Raw genomic sequence first — 16,523 nt, forward strand, 5'->3', positions numbered from 1 at the left:
GTGTCCGCAGATGTCCACGAGCGGAAAGGTCGCGGTTGCCGGAGTCGTGGCAGCCATCGTGTTGTTCTGGGCGGTCGGGTTCTGGGCGGGGTTGCTGGTCCTGATCGGTGTGCCCGCGGCCGCCTATCTCCTGCTGGACTCCTCTCAGCGGCGTCGTCTGCGGGGTATATCCAGGAAGCAGATCGGCCGCTGACGTCGGCGGTGTCGGCCGTGCTCCGGCTTCGGCGCGGAGCCCGGCCGATTCGATGGCACGGCGGGGTGCTTCGACCCGTGACGCCCGGGCGCCGCGATCAGGAGGCGCCGGTGGTGGCGTCGGGGGCGCCGTCCCGCGCGTTGTCCGGCGCGAGGTCCGGTTCGAGCAGCATCCGGGCCGAATGGTCCACGAGCTCTCGGAGCATCGGCAGATAGACCTCGTCTCCGCCCAGTTCGTCCAGGAGGCGGTGCGCCTCGTCGCGGTAGCCGTCGATGTCCGCGCGGTACCGGTCGAGAAGGGTGGGTGCCCGCAGGAGGCCCGCGAGCTCTCCTCGTGCCTGCCGGGATCGTCCGGCGGCGGCGCACAGATCCAGAATGCGCCCACGGGATTCAGGAGCCGCGTCCTCGACGGCGCATGCGAGGAGATAGGTCACCGTGCCGTTGGCCAGGTCCTCGTTGCGGCCGGACAGGATGTCCTCCTGGTCGTTGAACAGCTGCCAGATGATGCCGAAGACATAGCCGAACTCACGCCACAGCTCCACCCTCTCGCACTTCGTTCCGGAGAGGATCGCGGCCATCGCGGTGATCATGCCGTAGGGTGCGCCGGATTTGCCGCGGTAGGTCTCGATCACCGAGCCGCGCGTGGCGCCGTCCGCGTCCCCGCGCATGTCCACCATCTGGCCGTCTGCGGCCGCGATCGAGCCGTTCACGATCTCGGTGAGGAGTTCGCCGTGCACGGATTCCGGAACTCGTTGCGACAGGATGATCTGGACGGGAAGTATGTTTCCCGCGATGACGGACGCGAGCAGTGTCTCGTTCTCGGTGAGCCCGTCGGGAGCCGCGCTGCCGTTCCCGTCGGCCAGGTCGTCGAGATGGCAGGCCGAAGTCCACCACAGCAGGTGCACGGCGGAAATCGGCACGGCCGGTTCGGGGAAGCCCGTCTCGGCACCGTGCACGAGCAAGGGCAGTACCGAGATCGGATATTTCAGTTTCCGCTGCTCCAGGAGTTCGGCGACGGCGGTCCGGGCCGTGGCCGAGGCGGGGTCGAGCCGTTCCAGCGCGGCCGCTATCTCCGCGTCGATGTCCTGAGAGAGTTCCCGGTGTAAGTCCAGGTGCGACAGGGAATTCACGAATGCCCTCCATCGTGAGAATGCGTCGAAGGGCGAACCACGCGCCCTTTGTGTCGCGTTACGTCACTGATTCGAACATTCTGGGCGGAGGGGATCCAGAGCCAATTCCCGCCGTGGCCGATCCCTTTCGGCCACCAAGCGTCGAGGCTTGGCCCGACGGCCGGCTCAGTAGTAGTCGCGCATCAACGCCGTCGCCCACTCCGGCTGCCGCAGCTCGCCGCGGGGACCGAACTCGGCCATGTACGGCTTCAGATCGAGTACGGGGGTGCCGTCCACCGCGTCGAGGCCCTCCACGTGGACGTCCAGGCCGTCCACCTTCACCACCCGGCACCGCGAGACGCCGAGCCGGTTCGGCCTGTTCTTGCCGCGCTGGGCGAAGATGCCGACCAGCGGCCAGTCCGGGTTGCCCCGGGGGCGCCGTGCGCCCGTCTCGACCTTCTCCACCGGCACCCGGTCGAAGTGGTAGACGACCTCGACGTGCGAGAACTCCTCCAGGCCGTACAACGCCTCCGGGCCGAACCGGCCGGCGTCCAGGCGGATCACCGCGGTCTCGCGCCCCCAGTCGTCGTCGACCGCCTCCGCGCGGCCACCCACGACCACGCCCACCGGCTCGCACTCCACCGTCATCGTTCCCCTCGGATGTCCGTTTGCGTTCACGCCGGGCGCACCGCGACGCGGTCGAGCGCCGCCAGCAGCTCCGGCAGATCGGTCTCCCCGTCGCGCGGGACCGCGAGCACCCCGCTCGGCTCCTCGTCGAGCAGGACGAAGGCGGCATCACCGGTACGGGCCACCAGCGACCAGCCGGGGCCGTCCACCCGCAGCGTCCGGGCCTCCTCACCCGCGAACGAGGAGCGCACCCGCCCGGGCGGCGGCGGGCTCAGCGTGTACTCCAGGGCCGCCTTCAGCGCCCGCGCGAGTCCGGGATGCGCGGCGGCCGCCGCCCCGCCGTCCGTCGCCTCGCGCTCGCGCCAGTCACCCCACTGCCGGGCGATCTGGTCCGCGGCCATCCGCCGCTGCACCGGCCCCCACGCCTCCGCCGAGGGCGGCGCCAGCGGAACCCGCCCGGTGCCGTCCGCGCCCTGCTCCGGATCGTGCGGTTCCGGGATGCCCGAGGCCGCCACCGACAACTCCAGCGGCCAGCCCGCCAGTGAGACCACGATCGACCGCTCGTCGGGGGACAGGTCGTAGTCCATCCCGCAGTCCCAGGAGGCGATGGCCGTGGCCACGAGCGAGACGTCGTCCACGACGACCGTCCACCGCGCGCCCTCCTCGTCCTGGCCGAGCACCAGCCCGTAGCCTTCCCCGTTCGGTGCCACACCCAGCAGGGAGCAGGCCTCGGGGAAGTCGTCGCCCAGGACACTGGGGAACTGCGCGGGGGTCAGCAGCACGGCGGTCAGCACGTACAGCGAGCCGCCACCCTCGTCGTCGGACACCTGGCCTCCCGGTAGCTCTCTTGTCGGCGCACCTTAACCAGCGGGTAACCCGCCCGTCGAGGGCCTGCGGCCCACGATTTCCAAGGCCGCTACCTGCACGTAGAGTTGGGAGCCCGCCACAGAAAGGGACACCGGTGCAGCGTTACGACCGGCTGAGGGAGATCCTCCGTCTCGATCCCGACAAGGACTTCCTCGCCATCTACCGGCTCACCGCCACCTATGAGTTCCCCTGGGACTTCACCCGCGCCCTGGAACTCGCCCTGTTCCGCACCTACGCCGTCCCCGCCATCGGCGGCCTGCTGGCCGACACCGCCGAGTTCACGGACCGCACCCAGAAGCGCTACGACGACACCGCGCTGCTCCTCGACGCCGTCGTGGAGCACGGCTTCGAGAGCGACACCGCGCGCACCGCGATCCGCCGCGTCAACCAGATGCACCGCAGTTACGACATCTCCAACGAGGACATGCGCTACGTCCTGTCCACTTTCGTGGTGATTCCGTCGCGCTGGCTGGACGCGTACGGCTGGCGTCCGCTGACCCACCACGAGCGCAGGGCCTCGGCGAACTACTACGCCACCTTGGGCCGCCACCTGGGCATCACGGACATTCCCGGCTCCTTCGAGGAGTTCGAGTCCACCCTGAACGCCTACGAGGAGGCCCACTTCGGCTGGGACGAGGGCGCCCGGCAGGTCGCGGACTCCACCCTCGACCTGATGGCCTCCTGGTACCCGGCGCCGCTCGCCCCCGCGGTCCGCGGCGCGAGCCTCGCCCTGCTCGACGAGCCGCTGCTGGACGCCTTCCGGTTCGCCCGCCCGCACCCCCGGGTCCAGCGGCTGGTCCAGGGCGCCCTGCGGCTGCGCGGGCGCGCGGTACGGCTGCTGCCCCCGCGCAAGGCCCCGCACTACGCCCGCCAGAACCCGGAGATCAAGAGCTACCCCGGTGGCTACGACGTGGGCGAGCTCGGCACGTTTCCCGTGCCCGGAACCGGCGGCTGCCCCGTTCCGCATCCTCGCCGGCCGGCCGGAGCAGAGGCTCAGCCTCCGGCGTGATCCCGGGTACCTCCGCGCGTCCCGGGCAAGGGGCCGACGTACAAGACGTGTGTCACCGGTGCCGTACGGCCAGCACCAGGAAGCGGGCGTCCTCGTCGGCGTACGAGGTCATCTCCCAGCCCGAACGGGCCAGCAGCGGGCCGAGGTTGTGCTCGGCCCGCAGGTCCTCCGGAGTCAGTTCCCGGCCGTGGCGGGCGGCGAGGGCCGCTCGCCCGATCGGGTGAAAGAGTGCGAGCCGGCCGCCGGGGCGGACCACCCGGGCCAGCTCGCGCAGGTTCGCGGCGGGGTCGGGTAGGTGCGCGATCAGCCCGGCGGCGAACACCGCGTCCAGCGCCCCGTCGCGCAGCGGCAGCCGGGCCACGTCCGTGAGCAGCAGTGCGCCCTGCGCGGCCCGCCCGCCCGCTGCGCGGCGGCCAGCATCTGCGGGGTGAGGTCGGCCCCGAGCACGATGCCGGCGGGTCCGACGGCGGCGCGCAGCGGGGTCAGGGCCCGCCCGGTGCCGCAGCCCGCGTCGAGCACGCGGTCCCCGGGCCGCAGTCCGAATTCGGCGACGGCGGTCGCGAAGGCGGGCGCGTCCTCGGGGAACTTGCGGTCCCAGCCGGCGGCGCGCGCTCCGAAGAACTCCTGCACGTGCGTGTGGTCTTCGCTCATGTGCCCATGATCCCCCACCGGCGAGGACACGTGGATCTGCGGACCGTGTGCAAGGTGGTACGCGGCGTGATCGAAGATGAACGTATCTCTGTCATATTCCAGCAGTTACAGCGGCTTTCGGAATGCGCCCCGTGTTCGCGCCCTCACCCGGACTAGCGTCCGGTGGCCATGGGACACCTGGGACATCTGGACCACGCCGCCTACGGCTGGCTGACACCCGTGCTGTCATACGTGATGGCATCCGTCGGCGCCGCCCTCGGGCTGCGCTGCACCGTCCGCGCGCTCGCCGCGACCGGCACCGCCCGGCGCAACTGGCTCCTGGCCGCGGCCTCGGCGATCGGCACCGGCATCTGGACGATGCACTTCGTCGCCATGCTCGGCTTCGACGTCACCGGCACCGAGATCCACTACAACGTGCCGATCACCATCCTCAGCCTGCTCGTCGCCATGCTGGTCGTCGGCGCGGGGGTGTTCGCCGTCGGCTACGGCAAGGACCGCGGCCGGGCCCTCGTCCTGGGCGGGCTCACCACCGGCCTCGGCGTCGCCAGCATGCACTACCTGGGCATGGCGGCCCTGCGCCTGCACGGTGACGTCTCCTACGACCCGCTCACCGTCGGACTCTCCGTCGTCATCGCCGTGGTCGCTGCCACCGCGGCCCTGTGGGCCGCGCTCAACATCAAGTCACCGGTGGCCGTGGCCGTCGCCTCGCTCGTCATGGGCGCCGCCGTCAGCAGCATGCACTACACCGGGATGACCGCCGTCGCCGTCAGCGTCAGTCCTTCGGACGCCGCCCTGCCCGGTGCGACGGCCATGCAGTTCATCTTCCCGCTCGCCGTCGGGCTGGGCTCCTACCTGTTCATCACCGCCGCCTTCGTCGCGCTGTCGCCGACCGCCGACGAGCGGGCCGCCTCCGACTCCGTACGGAAGCTGGGGGAACGGGCCGCGCCCGCCCACTGAGCACACCGGACGCACGGTACGTACGCACGGCACGCACGCACGGCACATACGCACCCACCTGCACCCGTATCTGTACCCGCACCCGAATCCGCCCTTGCAGAACACGCACGCCGAACGACCCGCACCTGTCGGTACCGCCCCGGAACGAGGAGTCCATGCGCACACCCCGCAGACAACCGGAAGCAGCGGCGCCGCGGCTCCCCGCGCCGGCGGGCGGCCACGGCCACGGCGCGGGAACGGGCCGCCGGGCCCACGCCGGGCCGCCGGCCGACGAACGCCCGGAACAGGCACTCCACCAGCCCGCCCCGGCCGCCCCGTCGCCGCACGAGCGGGGTCCCCGGCTGCGGCTGCGCCCCGCCACCGTCCGCGCGAAGATCGTTTCACTGCTGATGGTCCCCGTCGTCTCGCTGCTCGCCCTGTGGGCCTTCGCCACCGTCAGCACCGCCCAGGACATCGCCCGGCTCAGCCGCGTCCAGCAGGTCGACACCGAGATACGCACCCCCGTCGCCGCCGCCGTCACCGAGCTCCAGGCCGAACGGCGCGCCGCCGTCCGCCTCCTCGCCGACCCCGCCGCCGACCCGGCCGCCCTGGACCAGCAGGCCCGCCGCACCGACGCCGCCGTCCGGCGGCTGCGGCTCGGAGAGCGCAACACCGTCGCCGACTCCGGCGACTACGGCTCGGACGTCGTGGTCCGCCTGGGCGCGTTCGTCGTCGACGCCGAGGCGCTGGAATCCGCCCGCAAGGACATCACCGGACGCCGCGCCACCCCCGAGGCCGCCTACGAGATCTACACCCGCGTGGTCGACTCGGCCCTCGCCGTGGGCGGCGCCCTGACCGGCGGGGAGGACGCAGAACTCGGCCCCGCCTCCAGGGTCCTGCTGGAATTCGCCCGGGCCGGAGAGCTCCTCTCCCGGGAGGACGCGCTGCTCGCCGTACCGGGTCCGCGCAGCGCCGAAACGCTTCGGCAGCTGACCGGCACCATCGAGACCCGGCGCGCCCTCACCGCCGCCGCGGCCCGCGACCTCCCCCCTGCCCAGCAGTCCGCCTGGCAGTCCGTCGCCAAGAGCGCCGCCTACGCCGACCTCACCGCCGCCGAGGACCGGGCGCTGGCCGCCGGCGCGGCCAAGGAGGTGCGCGGGGTACCCGCCGGATGGGAGGCCGCGCACACCGGCATCGGCGCCTCGATGCGGGAGATCGAGGGAGCCGCGCACGCCGCGGCCGCCGACCGGGCCGACCCGTTCGCCGAGGGGGCGCTCAGCCCGGCCGGAGCCGCCGTGCTGCTGGGCCTGGCCGCCGTCGCCGCCTCGCTGGTCATCTCCGTCCGCATCGGGCGTGCCCTGGTCGTGGAGCTGGTCTCCCTGCGCAACACCGCGCTGGAGATCGCCCACCGCAAGCTCCCGTACGCCATGGAGCGGCTCCGCGCGGGCCGGGCCGACGAGATCGACGTCGCCGGCGAGACCCCGGACGGGCCGCCCGCCGACGACGAGATCACCCAGGTCGGCGAGGCGCTCGCCACCGTCCACCGGGCCGCGCTCAGCGCCGCCGTCGAACGGGCGGAGCTGGCCAGCGGGGTCTCCGGGGTCTTCGTCAACCTCGCCCGCCGCAGCCAGGTCCTCGTGCACAAGCAGCTCACCCTGCTCGACTCGATGGAACGGCGCGCGGACGACCCGAACGAGCTCGGCGACCTCTTCCGCCTCGACCACCTGACCACCCGGATGCGCCGGCACGCGGAGAGCCTGATCATCCTTTCGGGTGCGGCCCCCGGCCGGGCCTGGCGGATGCCGGTCCCGCTCACGAACGTCGTACGGGCCGCCGTCTCCGAGATCGAGGACTACCCCCGTGTCGAGGTGCGCCAGCTCGCGGAGGCCGCCGTGGTCGGCGGAGCCGTCGCCGACCTCACCCACCTGCTGGCCGAACTCATCGAGAACGCCGCCCAGTTCTCCCCGCCGCACACCAAGGTCCGCGTCAGCGGCGAGCCGGTCGGCGCCGGATACGTCCTGGAGATCGAGGACCGCGGGCTCGGCATGGGCCGCGAGACCCTGAGCGACGCCAACCGGCGCATCGAGCAGTCCGAGGCGCTCGACCTCTTCGACAGCGACCGGCTCGGGCTCTTCGTCGTCAGCCGTCTCTCGTCCCGGCACGGCGTGAAGGTGCACCTGCGGACGTCACCGTACGGGGGCACCACCGCCGTGGTGCTGCTGCCGAACTCCATGCTCCAGGGCGCGATCACGGCCGGCGCCCCCGGGCCGGAACCCAGGGCGGGGGCGACCGCCGAGGCACGGACCGCGGCATCGGTACCCGTACCGGTACCCGCACCCGTACCGGCTTCGGAGCCGGCCCCGGAGGCGGAGCAGCCACCCGCGATGACCGTCGTACGGGAGGACGCGCGCGGACTCCGGGACCCGGACCCCACCCCCGCCCGGGAAGAGCCGCGCCCCGCCCCGGTGGCCGCGCTGCGGCCGCGCGCTCCGGGCGGCGCGGTCCCCCGTACGCAGGTCGCCGCGGCCCCCGCCGCCTCGGTGACGGAACTGCCGCGCCGGGTCCGCCAGGCCAGCCTCGTCCCGCAGCTGCGCGAGACCCCCGCGCCCAAGGCCCCGGCGGGCGCGCGCCTCGCCGAGGAACCGCCGGGGCGCAGCCCCGAGCAGGCGCGGGACCGGATGGCCGCCTACCGGGCCGGATGGGTCCGCGGCGCCGAGGAGAACTCCCCTCACGCAGGCAGCGCGCGCGGCGAAGGCAGCGAAGGCCGCGAAGGCAGGCAAGGCAGCCAAGGCAGCAAAGGAGAAGTGTGATGATCGAACACCAGAGAACCGACCTCACCGGCGGCGTCCGCAGGTCCGGTGAACTGGACTGGCTCCTGGACGACCTGGTGGTCCGGGTCCGGGAGGTCCGGCACACCGTGGTGCTGTCCAACGACGGCCTGCCGGTCGGCGCTTCCAGCGCGCTGAGCCGGGAGGACGCGGAGCACCTGGCCGCCGTGGCCTCCGGCTTCCACAGCTTGGCCAAGGGCGCGGGACGGCATTTCCACGCCGGGGGCGTACGCCAGACGATGGTCGAGATGGACGAGGGCTTCCTCTTCGTCGCGGCCGCCGGGGACGGCTCCTGTCTGGCGGTGCTCAGCAGCGCCGGGGCCGACATCGGGCTGATCGCCTACGAGATGGCACGACTGGTGAAGCGGGTCGGCGAGCACCTGTACACCCCGCCCCGGTTCGCGGCACGGCCGCCGGCCGCCGGCTGAGGGCGGCGGTCCGGCACATGAACGGCCAGTGGTACGACGCCGACGCGGGCCCGCTCGTCCGTCCGTACGCGATGACCGGCGGGCGTACGAAGCCGGGACCCCACGGGGTCCGCTTCGACCTGATCGCGCTGGTCGTCGTGGATCCGGAGGGCGCCGACGCGGCCGCCGAGTCGCTGCTCGGACCGGAACACCGGGCACTGCTCGGACTCTGCCGGTCCGAAACCCAGTCGGTGGCGGAGCTCGCCGCCGACGCCGACCTGCCCGTGGGGGTGGTGCGGGTGCTGCTCGGCGACCTGCTGGAGGGCGGGCATGTCAAGGTCAGCAGGCCGGTACCGCCCGCACAGCTGCCGGACGAGCGGATTCTGCGGGAAGTCATCGAGGGATTGCGAGCGTTGTGATGGGACTGCATGACGACGGACCGGTGGATCCCGGTCCCGGGGACGACACCGAACTGGCCGCGCTCGCGCTGAAGATCCTCGTGGCGGGCGGCTTCGGGGTCGGCAAGACCACGCTGGTGGGCGCGGTGAGCGAGATCCGCCCGCTGCGGACGGAGGAGCTGCTGAGCGAGGCGGGCGAACTCGTCGACGACACGGGCGGGGTGGCCCAGAAGACGACCACGACCGTGGCCATGGACTTCGGGCGGATCACCATCCGGTCCGGGCTGTCCCTGTACCTGTTCGGCACACCGGGCCAGGACCGGTTCTGGTTCATGTGGGACGAACTGTCTCAAGGGGCGCTGGGCGCGGTGGTGCTCGCCGACACGAGGCGGCTGGAGGACTGCTTCCCGGCGGTGGACTACTTCGAGCACCGGCGCATCCCGTTCGTGGTGGCCGTCAACTGCTTCACCGACGCACGGCGTTACGGGGCCCACGACGTGTCGAGGGCGCTGGACCTGGACCAGGGGACCCCGGTGGTGCTGTGCGACGCGCGGGACAAGGACTCGGGGAAGGAAGTGCTGATCAGGCTGGTCGAGTACGCCGGGCGGGTGCACACCGCCCGGCTGCTGGACTCGGTGGAGCCGCAGGCCGATTCGGTGTGAACCGGCCGGCGAGGGACCTCGGACCGCGGGGTCGGTCAGTCCGCGATCCCGGCGATGGCGATCACCTTGTCGATCGGTACCCGGACGAGGAGTTCGCTCGGGACGGCGTTGCGACGGCCGAAGGCCTCCGCCCGCTCCTCGCCCATGTAGCGGGCACCGATCCTGGTCGCCCAGTGAAGGATCTCGTCCGGGTCGTCGGCGTGCTCGCTGATCTCGGCGCGGCCCTGGAGCACGACGTAGGAGAACGGCGGCCGGTCGTCGTCCACGCACAGCGCGACCCGGCCGTCGCGCGCCAGGTTCCGTGCCTTCACCGTGTCCTTGCCGGTGTTGAACACGAAGGAGTCGCCGTCGAGTACGAACCAGATGGGAGCGATGTGGGGGCTGCCGTCCTCGCGGACGGTGGAGAGCTTTCCGGTGCGGGTGGAGTGCGAGACGAACGCCCGCCATTCCTGTTGCGTCATCTTCTTCGCCATGGGGACATCCTCCTTGCCGGAAAGGCACTGGTGGGGAAGGCTTGCGGGACGACTACCGGGGGTGCGGCGCGGCCATGTGGGCGGCGTCGACGGGGAGGGGTTCGCAATGGCACTGGACAAGCAGCTCGACTGGCTGCTGGACGACCTGACGCGCAGGGTCCAACAGGTGCGGCATGCGGTGGTGCTGTCCAACGACGGCCTGGTGACGGGCGCGAGCGCCGGGCTGGCCCGGGAGGACGCGGAGCACCTGGCGGCCGTCGCGGCCGGGCTGCAGAGTCTGGCGAAGGGGTCGGGGCGGCACTTCAGGGCCGGGGAGGTCCGGCAGACGATGGTCGAGTACGACGAGGGGGTCCTCTTCGTCATGGCCGCGGGCGCGGGCAGCTGCCTGTGCGTGCTGAGCGCCTCCGAGGCGGACATCGGGCAGGTCGCGTACGAGATGACGCTGCTGGTCAACCGGGTGGGTGAGCACCTGGGCGTCGCGGAGCGGCGCGTCACCGGCGGCTGAGTTATCCACAGGCCTCGCAGGGTGTCGTCGCGCTGAGTTACGTTCTTCACACAGAGTAATCGATGCTCGTGGGGGAGACCGTGATGATGATGACGCAGATCGGGACCGCGCTGCGCGAGGCCGTGCCCGCCGATGTCGAGGTGCGTGCGGATACCGAGGTACTTGCGGATGTCGAGGTACGTGGGGATGCACGGGCCGAGGTGCTGGTGGGCGGTGTGCAGGCCGCCGGGGAACTGGGGCTGACCCGGGGGGAGTTCGCCCGGGCCGTCCAGCTGGGGATCGTGCGCGCCGGGCCGTCGGCATCCGGTGGGGCCGCCCGCTACACGCGGGCCGAGCTGGACCGGGTCAGGTCCACCGAGGGCCGCCCGGGCGAGGACGGGCCGGACGTGCTGCGCGAACGGGTGGCGAGCGTGGCCGGAGCGGAGGCGGCGGCCGCGGTGCTGGGGGTCGGGCCGAGCCGGTTCACCCGGCTCGCTCGTTGCGGGCACCTCACCCCGGTCGGCTACCGGATCAACCGGTACCGCGCGGTGGTGTGGCTCTACCTGGCCGCGGAGCTACGGGAGTTCGCGGCGCGGGAGCCGGCGCGGCTGCGCGGGGTCGCACCTCCGGCGGACCGGGAGCTTTTGGCGGCCAAGGCGGACCTGCGCCCGCGGAAGTGGCGCGGGCGGCACGTCGGGCTGCTGCTGAGACGGACCGCCGATCCCTGGGAGCGTGCCGCGGTACTGGCGTCCGTACTCCCGGAGGCAGAACTGCGGCAGGCCGTGCCCGACCCGGCGGAGCGGATCGTGCTGGCCGCCCTCGCTCCGCCCCCGCCGTACGGGCATCCGCAGGTGCCGGCGGCTGCGGCCGTGGCGCTGAGGCTGCTGAAGGCCGAACCGCCGGAGGAGATCCACTGGTACCGCACCAGCCTGGACTTCGCCCTGACCGGGGCGCGCGGTCAGTCGAAGTCGACGGGGGAGAGGGGGCCGACGTAGACCCAGGCCCCGCCCTCGCGGGAGAAGGCGCTGTGCTCGTGCAGCGAGCCCGTGTGCCCTCCCTCGCGGTAGTGCGCCCGGAACTCCACCGAACCTTCCGTCTCGAACATCCCGCCGCGCTCGGTGGCGAGGATCTCCAGCCGCTCCCAGCGCTGCCCTGGGTCCAGGTCGAGCCGGGCCGGACGGGTCGAGGGATGCCAGGAGCGCAGCAGGTAGGCCGTGTCGCCGACGGCGAAGGCGCTGAACCGGGAGCGCATCAGGCGTTCGGCGGTGGGTGCCTGCTGGGCACCGGAGTGGAAGCGGCCGCAGCACTCCGGGTAGGCGGCGGGCAGCCCGCAGGGACAGGGGAGGGCCGGGGTGGGCATGGGTGTGCTCGGTTCCTCGTGGAGGGCGGGGACGACGGGAGTCGCCCGGACTACTGGGCCGGCTTGGTCGGTTCGGCAGGCCGGGGAGGCTTGGCGGGATACGGGCGGAAGAGGCCTTCCTGGACCACGGAGACCAGCATCCTGCCCTCCAGGTCGTAGATGCGGCCCCGGGCCAGGCCCCGGCCGCCGTGCGCGATGGGGGACTCCTGGTCGTACAGGAACCACTCGTCCGCCCGGAACGGCCGGTGGAACCACATGGCGTGATCCAGGCTCGCCATGTCGAACCCGCGCATCCCCCACAGGGGTTCCACCGGGATGCGCACGGCATCGAGGAGGGTCATGTCACTGGCGTAGGTGAGGGCGCAGGTGTGCACGAGCGGGTCGTCGCCCAGCGGGCCGACCGCCCGCATCCACACCGCGCTGCGGGGATCGGCGTCCTTGAGCTCCTCGGGAGTCCAGCGGAGCCGGTTCACGTACCGGATGTCGAAGGGCTGGCGGCGGGCCATCCGCTCCAGCGCCTCCGGCAGCGCCCCGAGGTGCTCGCGGATCTCGTCCGCGACCTTGGGGAGCGTGTCGGGATGAGGGACGTGGTGAGGAGGCAGCTGGTGCTCGATGCTGCCCTCCTCCGGATGGTGGAAGGAGGCGGTGAGATTGAAGATCGTCTTGCCCTGCTGGACCGCGGTGACCCGGCGCGTGGTGAAGGACCGCCCGTCGCGCACCCGCTCCACCTGGTACACGATCGGCACCCCGGGGATGCCGGGGCGCAGGAAGTACGAGTGCAGCGAGTGGACCGGGCGGTCGCTGTCCACGGTACGGCCGGCGGCCACCAGCGCCTGGCCGGCGACCTGGCCGCCGAAGACGCGCTGGAGGGACTCCTGGGGGCTGGCGCCGCGGAAGATGTTGACCTCGATCTGCTCCAGATCGAGCAGGTCGACGAGTCTCTCGGCGGGGTTCGTCATCAGAGGTTCTCCACTGTCAGGTCCGGGCGGAGCGGGCGGGAAGCGGGAGCCGGCGGGGCCGGTGGATTGCCGGGGGTGGGCAGCGTGCTCAGAGCGCCCCGAGCTCGCCGACCGAGGTGACCCGGATGACGGCCCGGCCCTCCTCGTCGGAGGCCGCGAGGTCGACCTCGGCGCTGATGCCCCAGCCATGGTCGCCGTTCGGGTCGGCGAAGGTCTGGCGGACGCGCCACAGACCGTGCGCCGCGTCCTCCTCGATCTGGAGCAGCTTGGGGCCGCGTGCGTCGGGGCCGGTGCCGAGGTCGTCGTACTCGTCCCAGTAACCGTCCATGGCCTCGCCCCAGGCGTCCGCGTCCCAGCCGGATTCGGCGTCCAGCTCGCCCAGTACGTTGACGTGGTCGAGGGCGGCCAGCTCCACGCGGCGGAACATCGCGTTGCGGACCAGGACGCGGAAGGCGCGCGCGTTCGCGGTGACCGGCTTGACCTGGTCGGCCTTCTCCTGGGCCTGCTCCGCCGTCTCCACCTCGGGGTTCGCCAGCTGCTCCCATTCGTCCAGGAGGCTGGAGTCCACCTGGCGGACGAGTTCGCCGAGCCAGGCGATCAGGTCCTCGAGGTCCTCGGACTTGAGGTCGTCGGGGATGGTGTGGTCCAGCGCCTTGAACGCGCCGGCCAGGTAGCGCAGCACGATGCCCTCGGTACGGGCCAGCTCGTAGTAGGAGGTGAACTCGGTGAAGGTCATCGCGCGTTCGTACATGTCGCGGATGATCGACTTGGGGGAGACCGGGTGGTCGCGCACCCACGGGTGGCTCTTGGCGTACACGTCATAGGCGTGGAAGAGCAGTTCTTCGAGCGGCTTGGGATAGGTGACGTCCTGGAGTCGCTCCATCCGCTCCTCGTACTCGACCCCGTCGGCCTTCATCTGGCCGACCGCGATGCCGCGCTCCTTGTTCTGCTGCGCGGCCAGGATCTGGCGCGGGTCGTCCAGCGTGGACTCCACGACGGACACCATGTCCAGCGCGTAGGACGGGGACTCCGGGTCCAGCAGGTCGAAGGAGGCGAGCGCGAAGGTGGACAGCGGCTGGTTGAGCGCGAAGTCCTGCTGCAGGTCGACGGTGAGCCGGATGGTGCGGCCCTCCGCGTCCGGGGTGTCGAGCTTCTCGACCACACCGCCGTCGAGCAGCGAGCGGTAGATCGCGATGGCCCGGCGGATGTGCCGCAGCTGGGCCTTGCGCGGTTCGTGGTTGTCCTCGAGGAGGTGGCGCATCGCCTTGAAGGCATCGCCCGGACGGGCGATGACCGACAGCAGCATGATGTTGGTGACCTTGAAGCGCGAGGTCAGCGCCTCCGGGTCGGCGGCGATGAGCTTCTCGAAGGTGGTGTCCGACCAGGCGACGAAGCCCTCGGGAGCCTTCTTGCGCACCACCTTGCGGCGCTTCTTCGGGTCGTCGCCCGCCTTGGCGAGGGCCTTCTCGTTCTCGATCACGTGCTCGGGAGCCTGGGCGACCACATACCCCGCCGTGTCGAAGCCGGCCCGGCCGGCGCGGCCGGCGATCTGGTGGAACTCGCGGGCGCGCAGCGTGCGGACCCGGTTGCCGTCGTACTTGGTGAGCGCGGTGAACAGCACCGTACGGATCGGGACGTTGACACCGACGCCGAGGGTGTCGGTTCCGCAGATCACCTTCAGCAGACCGGCCTGCGCGAGCTTCTCGACCAGGCGACGGTACTTGGGCAGCATGCCCGCGTGGTGCACGCCGATGCCGTGCCGGACGTAGCGGGAGAGGTTCTGCCCGAACTTGGTGGTGAAGCGGAAGTTGCCGATGAGGTCGGCGATCTTGTCCTTCTCCTCGCGGGTGCACATGTTGATGCTCATGAGCGACTGCGCCCGCTCGACCGCCTGGGCCTGGGTGAAGTGCACGATGTAGACGGGCGCCTGCCGGGTCTCCAGCAGCTCCGTGATCGTGTCGGTGATCGGCGTGGTCACGTACTCGTACGACAGCGGGACGGGCCGCGTCGCGGAGCGGACCACCGAGGTGGGCCGGCCGGTGCGCCGGGTCAGGTCCTCCTCGAACCGCTTCATGTCGCCGAGGGTCGCCGACATCAGGATGAACTGGGCCTGCGGCAGCTCCAGCAGCGGGATCTGCCAGGCCCAGCCGCGGTCCGGCTCGGCATAGAAGTGGAACTCGTCCATGACGACCTGGCCGATGTCGGCGTGCTTGCCGTCGCGCAGGGCGATCGAGGCCAGCACCTCGGCGGTGCAGCAGATCACCGGCGCGTCCGCGTTCACCGAGGCGTCGCCGGTCAGCATGCCGACGTTCTCGGTGCCGAAGAGCTTGCACAGATCGAAGAACTTCTCCGACACCAGGGCCTTGATCGGGGCGGTGTAGAAGGTGACCTTGTCCTGGGCCAGCGCGGTGAAGTGCGCGCCCGCCGCGACCAGGCTCTTGCCCGAGCCGGTCGGGGTGGAAAGGATCACGTTCGCCCCGGAGACGACCTCGATCAGCGCCTCCTCCTGAGCCGGGTACAGGGTGATGCCCTGGTCCTCCGCCCACGAGGAGAAAGCCTCGAAGAGGGCATCGGGGTCGGCGTTCGGCGGGAGCTGATCAATGAGGGTCACACCCCCCATCTTGCCTGGCTTCCTCCCGGATGAGGGAACCGGCGGACGGGACGAAGATCACCGACGGTACGCTGTGCCGTCGAAACGGCCCGAACGAAACAGTCGGCAGGGCCCGAGCACGACACCACACACCACACCACCGGGGCGGGGAACGACCATGATGGGTCCGGCGCATTCACTCTCGGGGGCAGCGGCCTGGCTGGGGGTGGGCGCGGCGACCGCGGCGGCCGGGCACCCCATGCCGTGGCCGGTGCTCGTCGTCGGCGCGCTGATCTGCGCCGGGGCGGCCCTCGCCCCCGACCTCGACCACAAGTCGGCGACGATCTCGCGCGCCTTCGGGCCCCTCTCCCGGGGTCTGTGCGAGGTGGTCGACAAGATCTCCTACGCCGTCTACAAGGGGACCCGCTCGTCGAAGGACGCCCGCCGCACCGGGGGCCACCGCACCCTCACCCACACCTGGCTCTGGGCCGTCCTGATCGGCGGCGGCGCCTCCGCGCTCGCCGTGACCGCCGACCGCTGGGGCGTGCTCGCGCTGCTTTTCGTCCATCTGGTGCTGGCGGTGGAAGGCCTGCTGTGGCGGGCCGCCCGGATGTCCAGCGACGTCCTGGTCTGGCTGCTCGGCGCCACCAGCGCGTGGATCCTTGCCGGAGTGCTCGACCAGCCCGGCAACGGCGCGGGCTGGCTGTTCACCGGACCGGGCCAGGAGTACCTCTGGCTCGGCCTGCCGATCGTGCTCGGGGCCCTCGTCCACGACATCGGCGACGCCCTGACGGTCTCCGGCTGCCCGGTCCTGTGGCCCCTCCCGATCGCAGGCAAGCGCTGGTACCCGATCGGCCCGCCGAAGATGATGCGCTTCCGGGCCGGCAGCTGGGTGGAGCTCAAGGTCCTCATGCCGGTGTTCGTCCTGCTGGGCGGCTTCGGCGGAGCCTCGGCCCTCGGTTTCATCTAGG

General features: G+C 71.8%; 17 protein-coding genes and 1 pseudogene. 10 read left to right on the forward strand and 8 right to left on the reverse strand.

The window, feature by feature from the left end:
- Positions 1–10 precede the first annotated feature (10 nt).
- Complete coding sequence (locus OHA89_RS32475; RefSeq protein WP_215150480.1) at positions 11–193, forward strand: hypothetical protein; 183 nt, start codon at positions 11–13, stop codon at positions 191–193.
- Positions 194–290: 97 nt separating this feature from the next.
- On the opposite strand, the gene OHA89_RS32480 is transcribed toward OHA89_RS32475, so the two are convergent.
- The 3 genes from OHA89_RS32480 to OHA89_RS32490 all read right to left on the reverse strand — a co-directional run bounded on the left by OHA89_RS32480 (position 291) and on the right by OHA89_RS32490 (position 2,755).
- Positions 291–1,322 (reverse strand): polyprenyl synthetase family protein, encoded by a 1,032-nt coding sequence (locus OHA89_RS32480; RefSeq protein WP_406367741.1) that lies wholly within the window; start codon positions 1,320–1,322, stop codon positions 291–293.
- Between the two features lie 165 nt (positions 1,323–1,487).
- Complete coding sequence (locus OHA89_RS32485) at positions 1,488–1,949, reverse strand: SAM-dependent methyltransferase (RefSeq protein WP_257559539.1); 462 nt, start codon at positions 1,947–1,949, stop codon at positions 1,488–1,490.
- Between the two features lie 26 nt (positions 1,950–1,975).
- Positions 1,976–2,755 carry a hypothetical protein gene (locus OHA89_RS32490; RefSeq protein WP_215150478.1) on the reverse strand — a complete coding sequence of 260 codons (780 nt, stop codon included), beginning with the start codon at positions 2,753–2,755 and terminating at the stop codon, positions 1,976–1,978.
- A gap of 134 nt (positions 2,756–2,889) precedes the next feature.
- On the opposite strand from OHA89_RS32490, the gene OHA89_RS32495 reads away from it, so the two are divergent.
- Complete coding sequence (locus OHA89_RS32495; protein WP_266611317.1) at positions 2,890–3,804, forward strand: oxygenase MpaB family protein; 915 nt, start codon at positions 2,890–2,892, stop codon at positions 3,802–3,804.
- A gap of 52 nt (positions 3,805–3,856) precedes the next feature.
- On the opposite strand, the pseudogene OHA89_RS32500 reads toward OHA89_RS32495, so the two are convergent.
- Positions 3,857–4,455 (reverse strand): annotated as a pseudogene (locus tag OHA89_RS32500) (class I SAM-dependent methyltransferase).
- 177 nt (positions 4,456–4,632) lie between these two features.
- On the opposite strand from OHA89_RS32500, the gene OHA89_RS32505 reads away from it, so the two are divergent.
- The 5 genes from OHA89_RS32505 to OHA89_RS32525 all read left to right on the forward strand — a co-directional run bounded on the left by OHA89_RS32505 (position 4,633) and on the right by OHA89_RS32525 (position 9,686).
- The gene (locus tag OHA89_RS32505) at positions 4,633–5,412 is read left to right on the forward strand and encodes an MHYT domain-containing protein (protein ID WP_215146927.1); all 780 of its coding nucleotides are present in this window, start codon (positions 4,633–4,635) and stop codon (positions 5,410–5,412) included.
- 155 nt (positions 5,413–5,567) lie between these two features.
- A complete protein-coding gene (locus OHA89_RS32510; protein WP_266611318.1) occupies positions 5,568–8,201 on the forward strand; it encodes a nitrate- and nitrite sensing domain-containing protein in 2,634 nt (877 codons plus the stop codon).
- Entirely contained in the window at positions 8,201–8,647 is a 447-nt protein-coding gene (locus tag OHA89_RS32515; RefSeq protein ID WP_266611320.1) for a roadblock/LC7 domain-containing protein, read from the forward strand. Before OHA89_RS32510 ends, OHA89_RS32515 begins: the two co-directional genes overlap by 1 nt.
- A gap of 17 nt (positions 8,648–8,664) precedes the next feature.
- On the forward strand, positions 8,665–9,045 hold the full coding sequence (locus OHA89_RS32520) for a DUF742 domain-containing protein (protein ID WP_215146896.1): 381 nt from the start codon (positions 8,665–8,667) through the stop codon (positions 9,043–9,045).
- Positions 9,045–9,686 carry an ATP/GTP-binding protein gene (locus OHA89_RS32525; RefSeq protein ID WP_215146897.1) on the forward strand — a complete coding sequence of 214 codons (642 nt, stop codon included), beginning with the start codon at positions 9,045–9,047 and terminating at the stop codon, positions 9,684–9,686. Before OHA89_RS32520 ends, OHA89_RS32525 begins: the two co-directional genes overlap by 1 nt.
- A gap of 35 nt (positions 9,687–9,721) precedes the next feature.
- Here the strand turns inward: OHA89_RS32525 and OHA89_RS32530 are convergent, their stop codons facing one another.
- Entirely contained in the window at positions 9,722–10,159 is a 438-nt protein-coding gene (locus tag OHA89_RS32530) for a PPOX class F420-dependent oxidoreductase (RefSeq protein ID WP_266611324.1), read from the reverse strand.
- Between the two features lie 106 nt (positions 10,160–10,265).
- Here OHA89_RS32530 and OHA89_RS32535 point away from each other — a divergent pair, with 106 nt between their 5' ends.
- Entirely contained in the window at positions 10,266–10,664 is a 399-nt protein-coding gene (locus OHA89_RS32535; RefSeq protein WP_215146928.1) for a roadblock/LC7 domain-containing protein, read from the forward strand.
- An 83-nt stretch (positions 10,665–10,747) separates the two neighbouring features.
- Entirely contained in the window at positions 10,748–11,638 is an 891-nt protein-coding gene (locus OHA89_RS32540) for a DUF6397 family protein (RefSeq protein WP_406367742.1), read from the forward strand.
- Here the strand turns inward: OHA89_RS32540 and OHA89_RS32545 are convergent.
- From OHA89_RS32545 to OHA89_RS32555, 3 genes are all read right to left on the reverse strand, one after another.
- Positions 11,602–12,003 carry a YchJ family protein gene (locus tag OHA89_RS32545; RefSeq protein WP_215146900.1) on the reverse strand — a complete coding sequence of 134 codons (402 nt, stop codon included), beginning with the start codon at positions 12,001–12,003 and terminating at the stop codon, positions 11,602–11,604. The genes OHA89_RS32540 and OHA89_RS32545 overlap by 37 nt on opposite strands.
- 50 nt (positions 12,004–12,053) lie before the next feature.
- Entirely contained in the window at positions 12,054–12,962 is a 909-nt protein-coding gene (locus tag OHA89_RS32550; RefSeq protein ID WP_257557772.1) for an acyl-CoA thioesterase II, read from the reverse strand.
- Positions 12,963–13,050: 88 nt separating this feature from the next.
- On the reverse strand, positions 13,051–15,573 hold the full coding sequence (locus tag OHA89_RS32555) for an RNA helicase (protein WP_215146902.1): 2,523 nt from the start codon (positions 15,571–15,573) through the stop codon (positions 13,051–13,053).
- 157 nt (positions 15,574–15,730) lie between these two features.
- Between OHA89_RS32555 and OHA89_RS32560 the strand changes: the two genes are divergently transcribed.
- The gene (locus OHA89_RS32560) at positions 15,731–16,522 is read left to right on the forward strand and encodes a metal-dependent hydrolase (RefSeq protein WP_215146903.1); all 792 of its coding nucleotides are present in this window, start codon (positions 15,731–15,733) and stop codon (positions 16,520–16,522) included.
- Position 16,523 lies beyond the last annotated feature (1 nt).

Source organism: Streptomyces sp. NBC_01546, from assembly GCF_045208355.1.
Classification (GTDB): domain Bacteria; phylum Actinomycetota; class Actinomycetes; order Streptomycetales; family Streptomycetaceae; genus Streptomyces.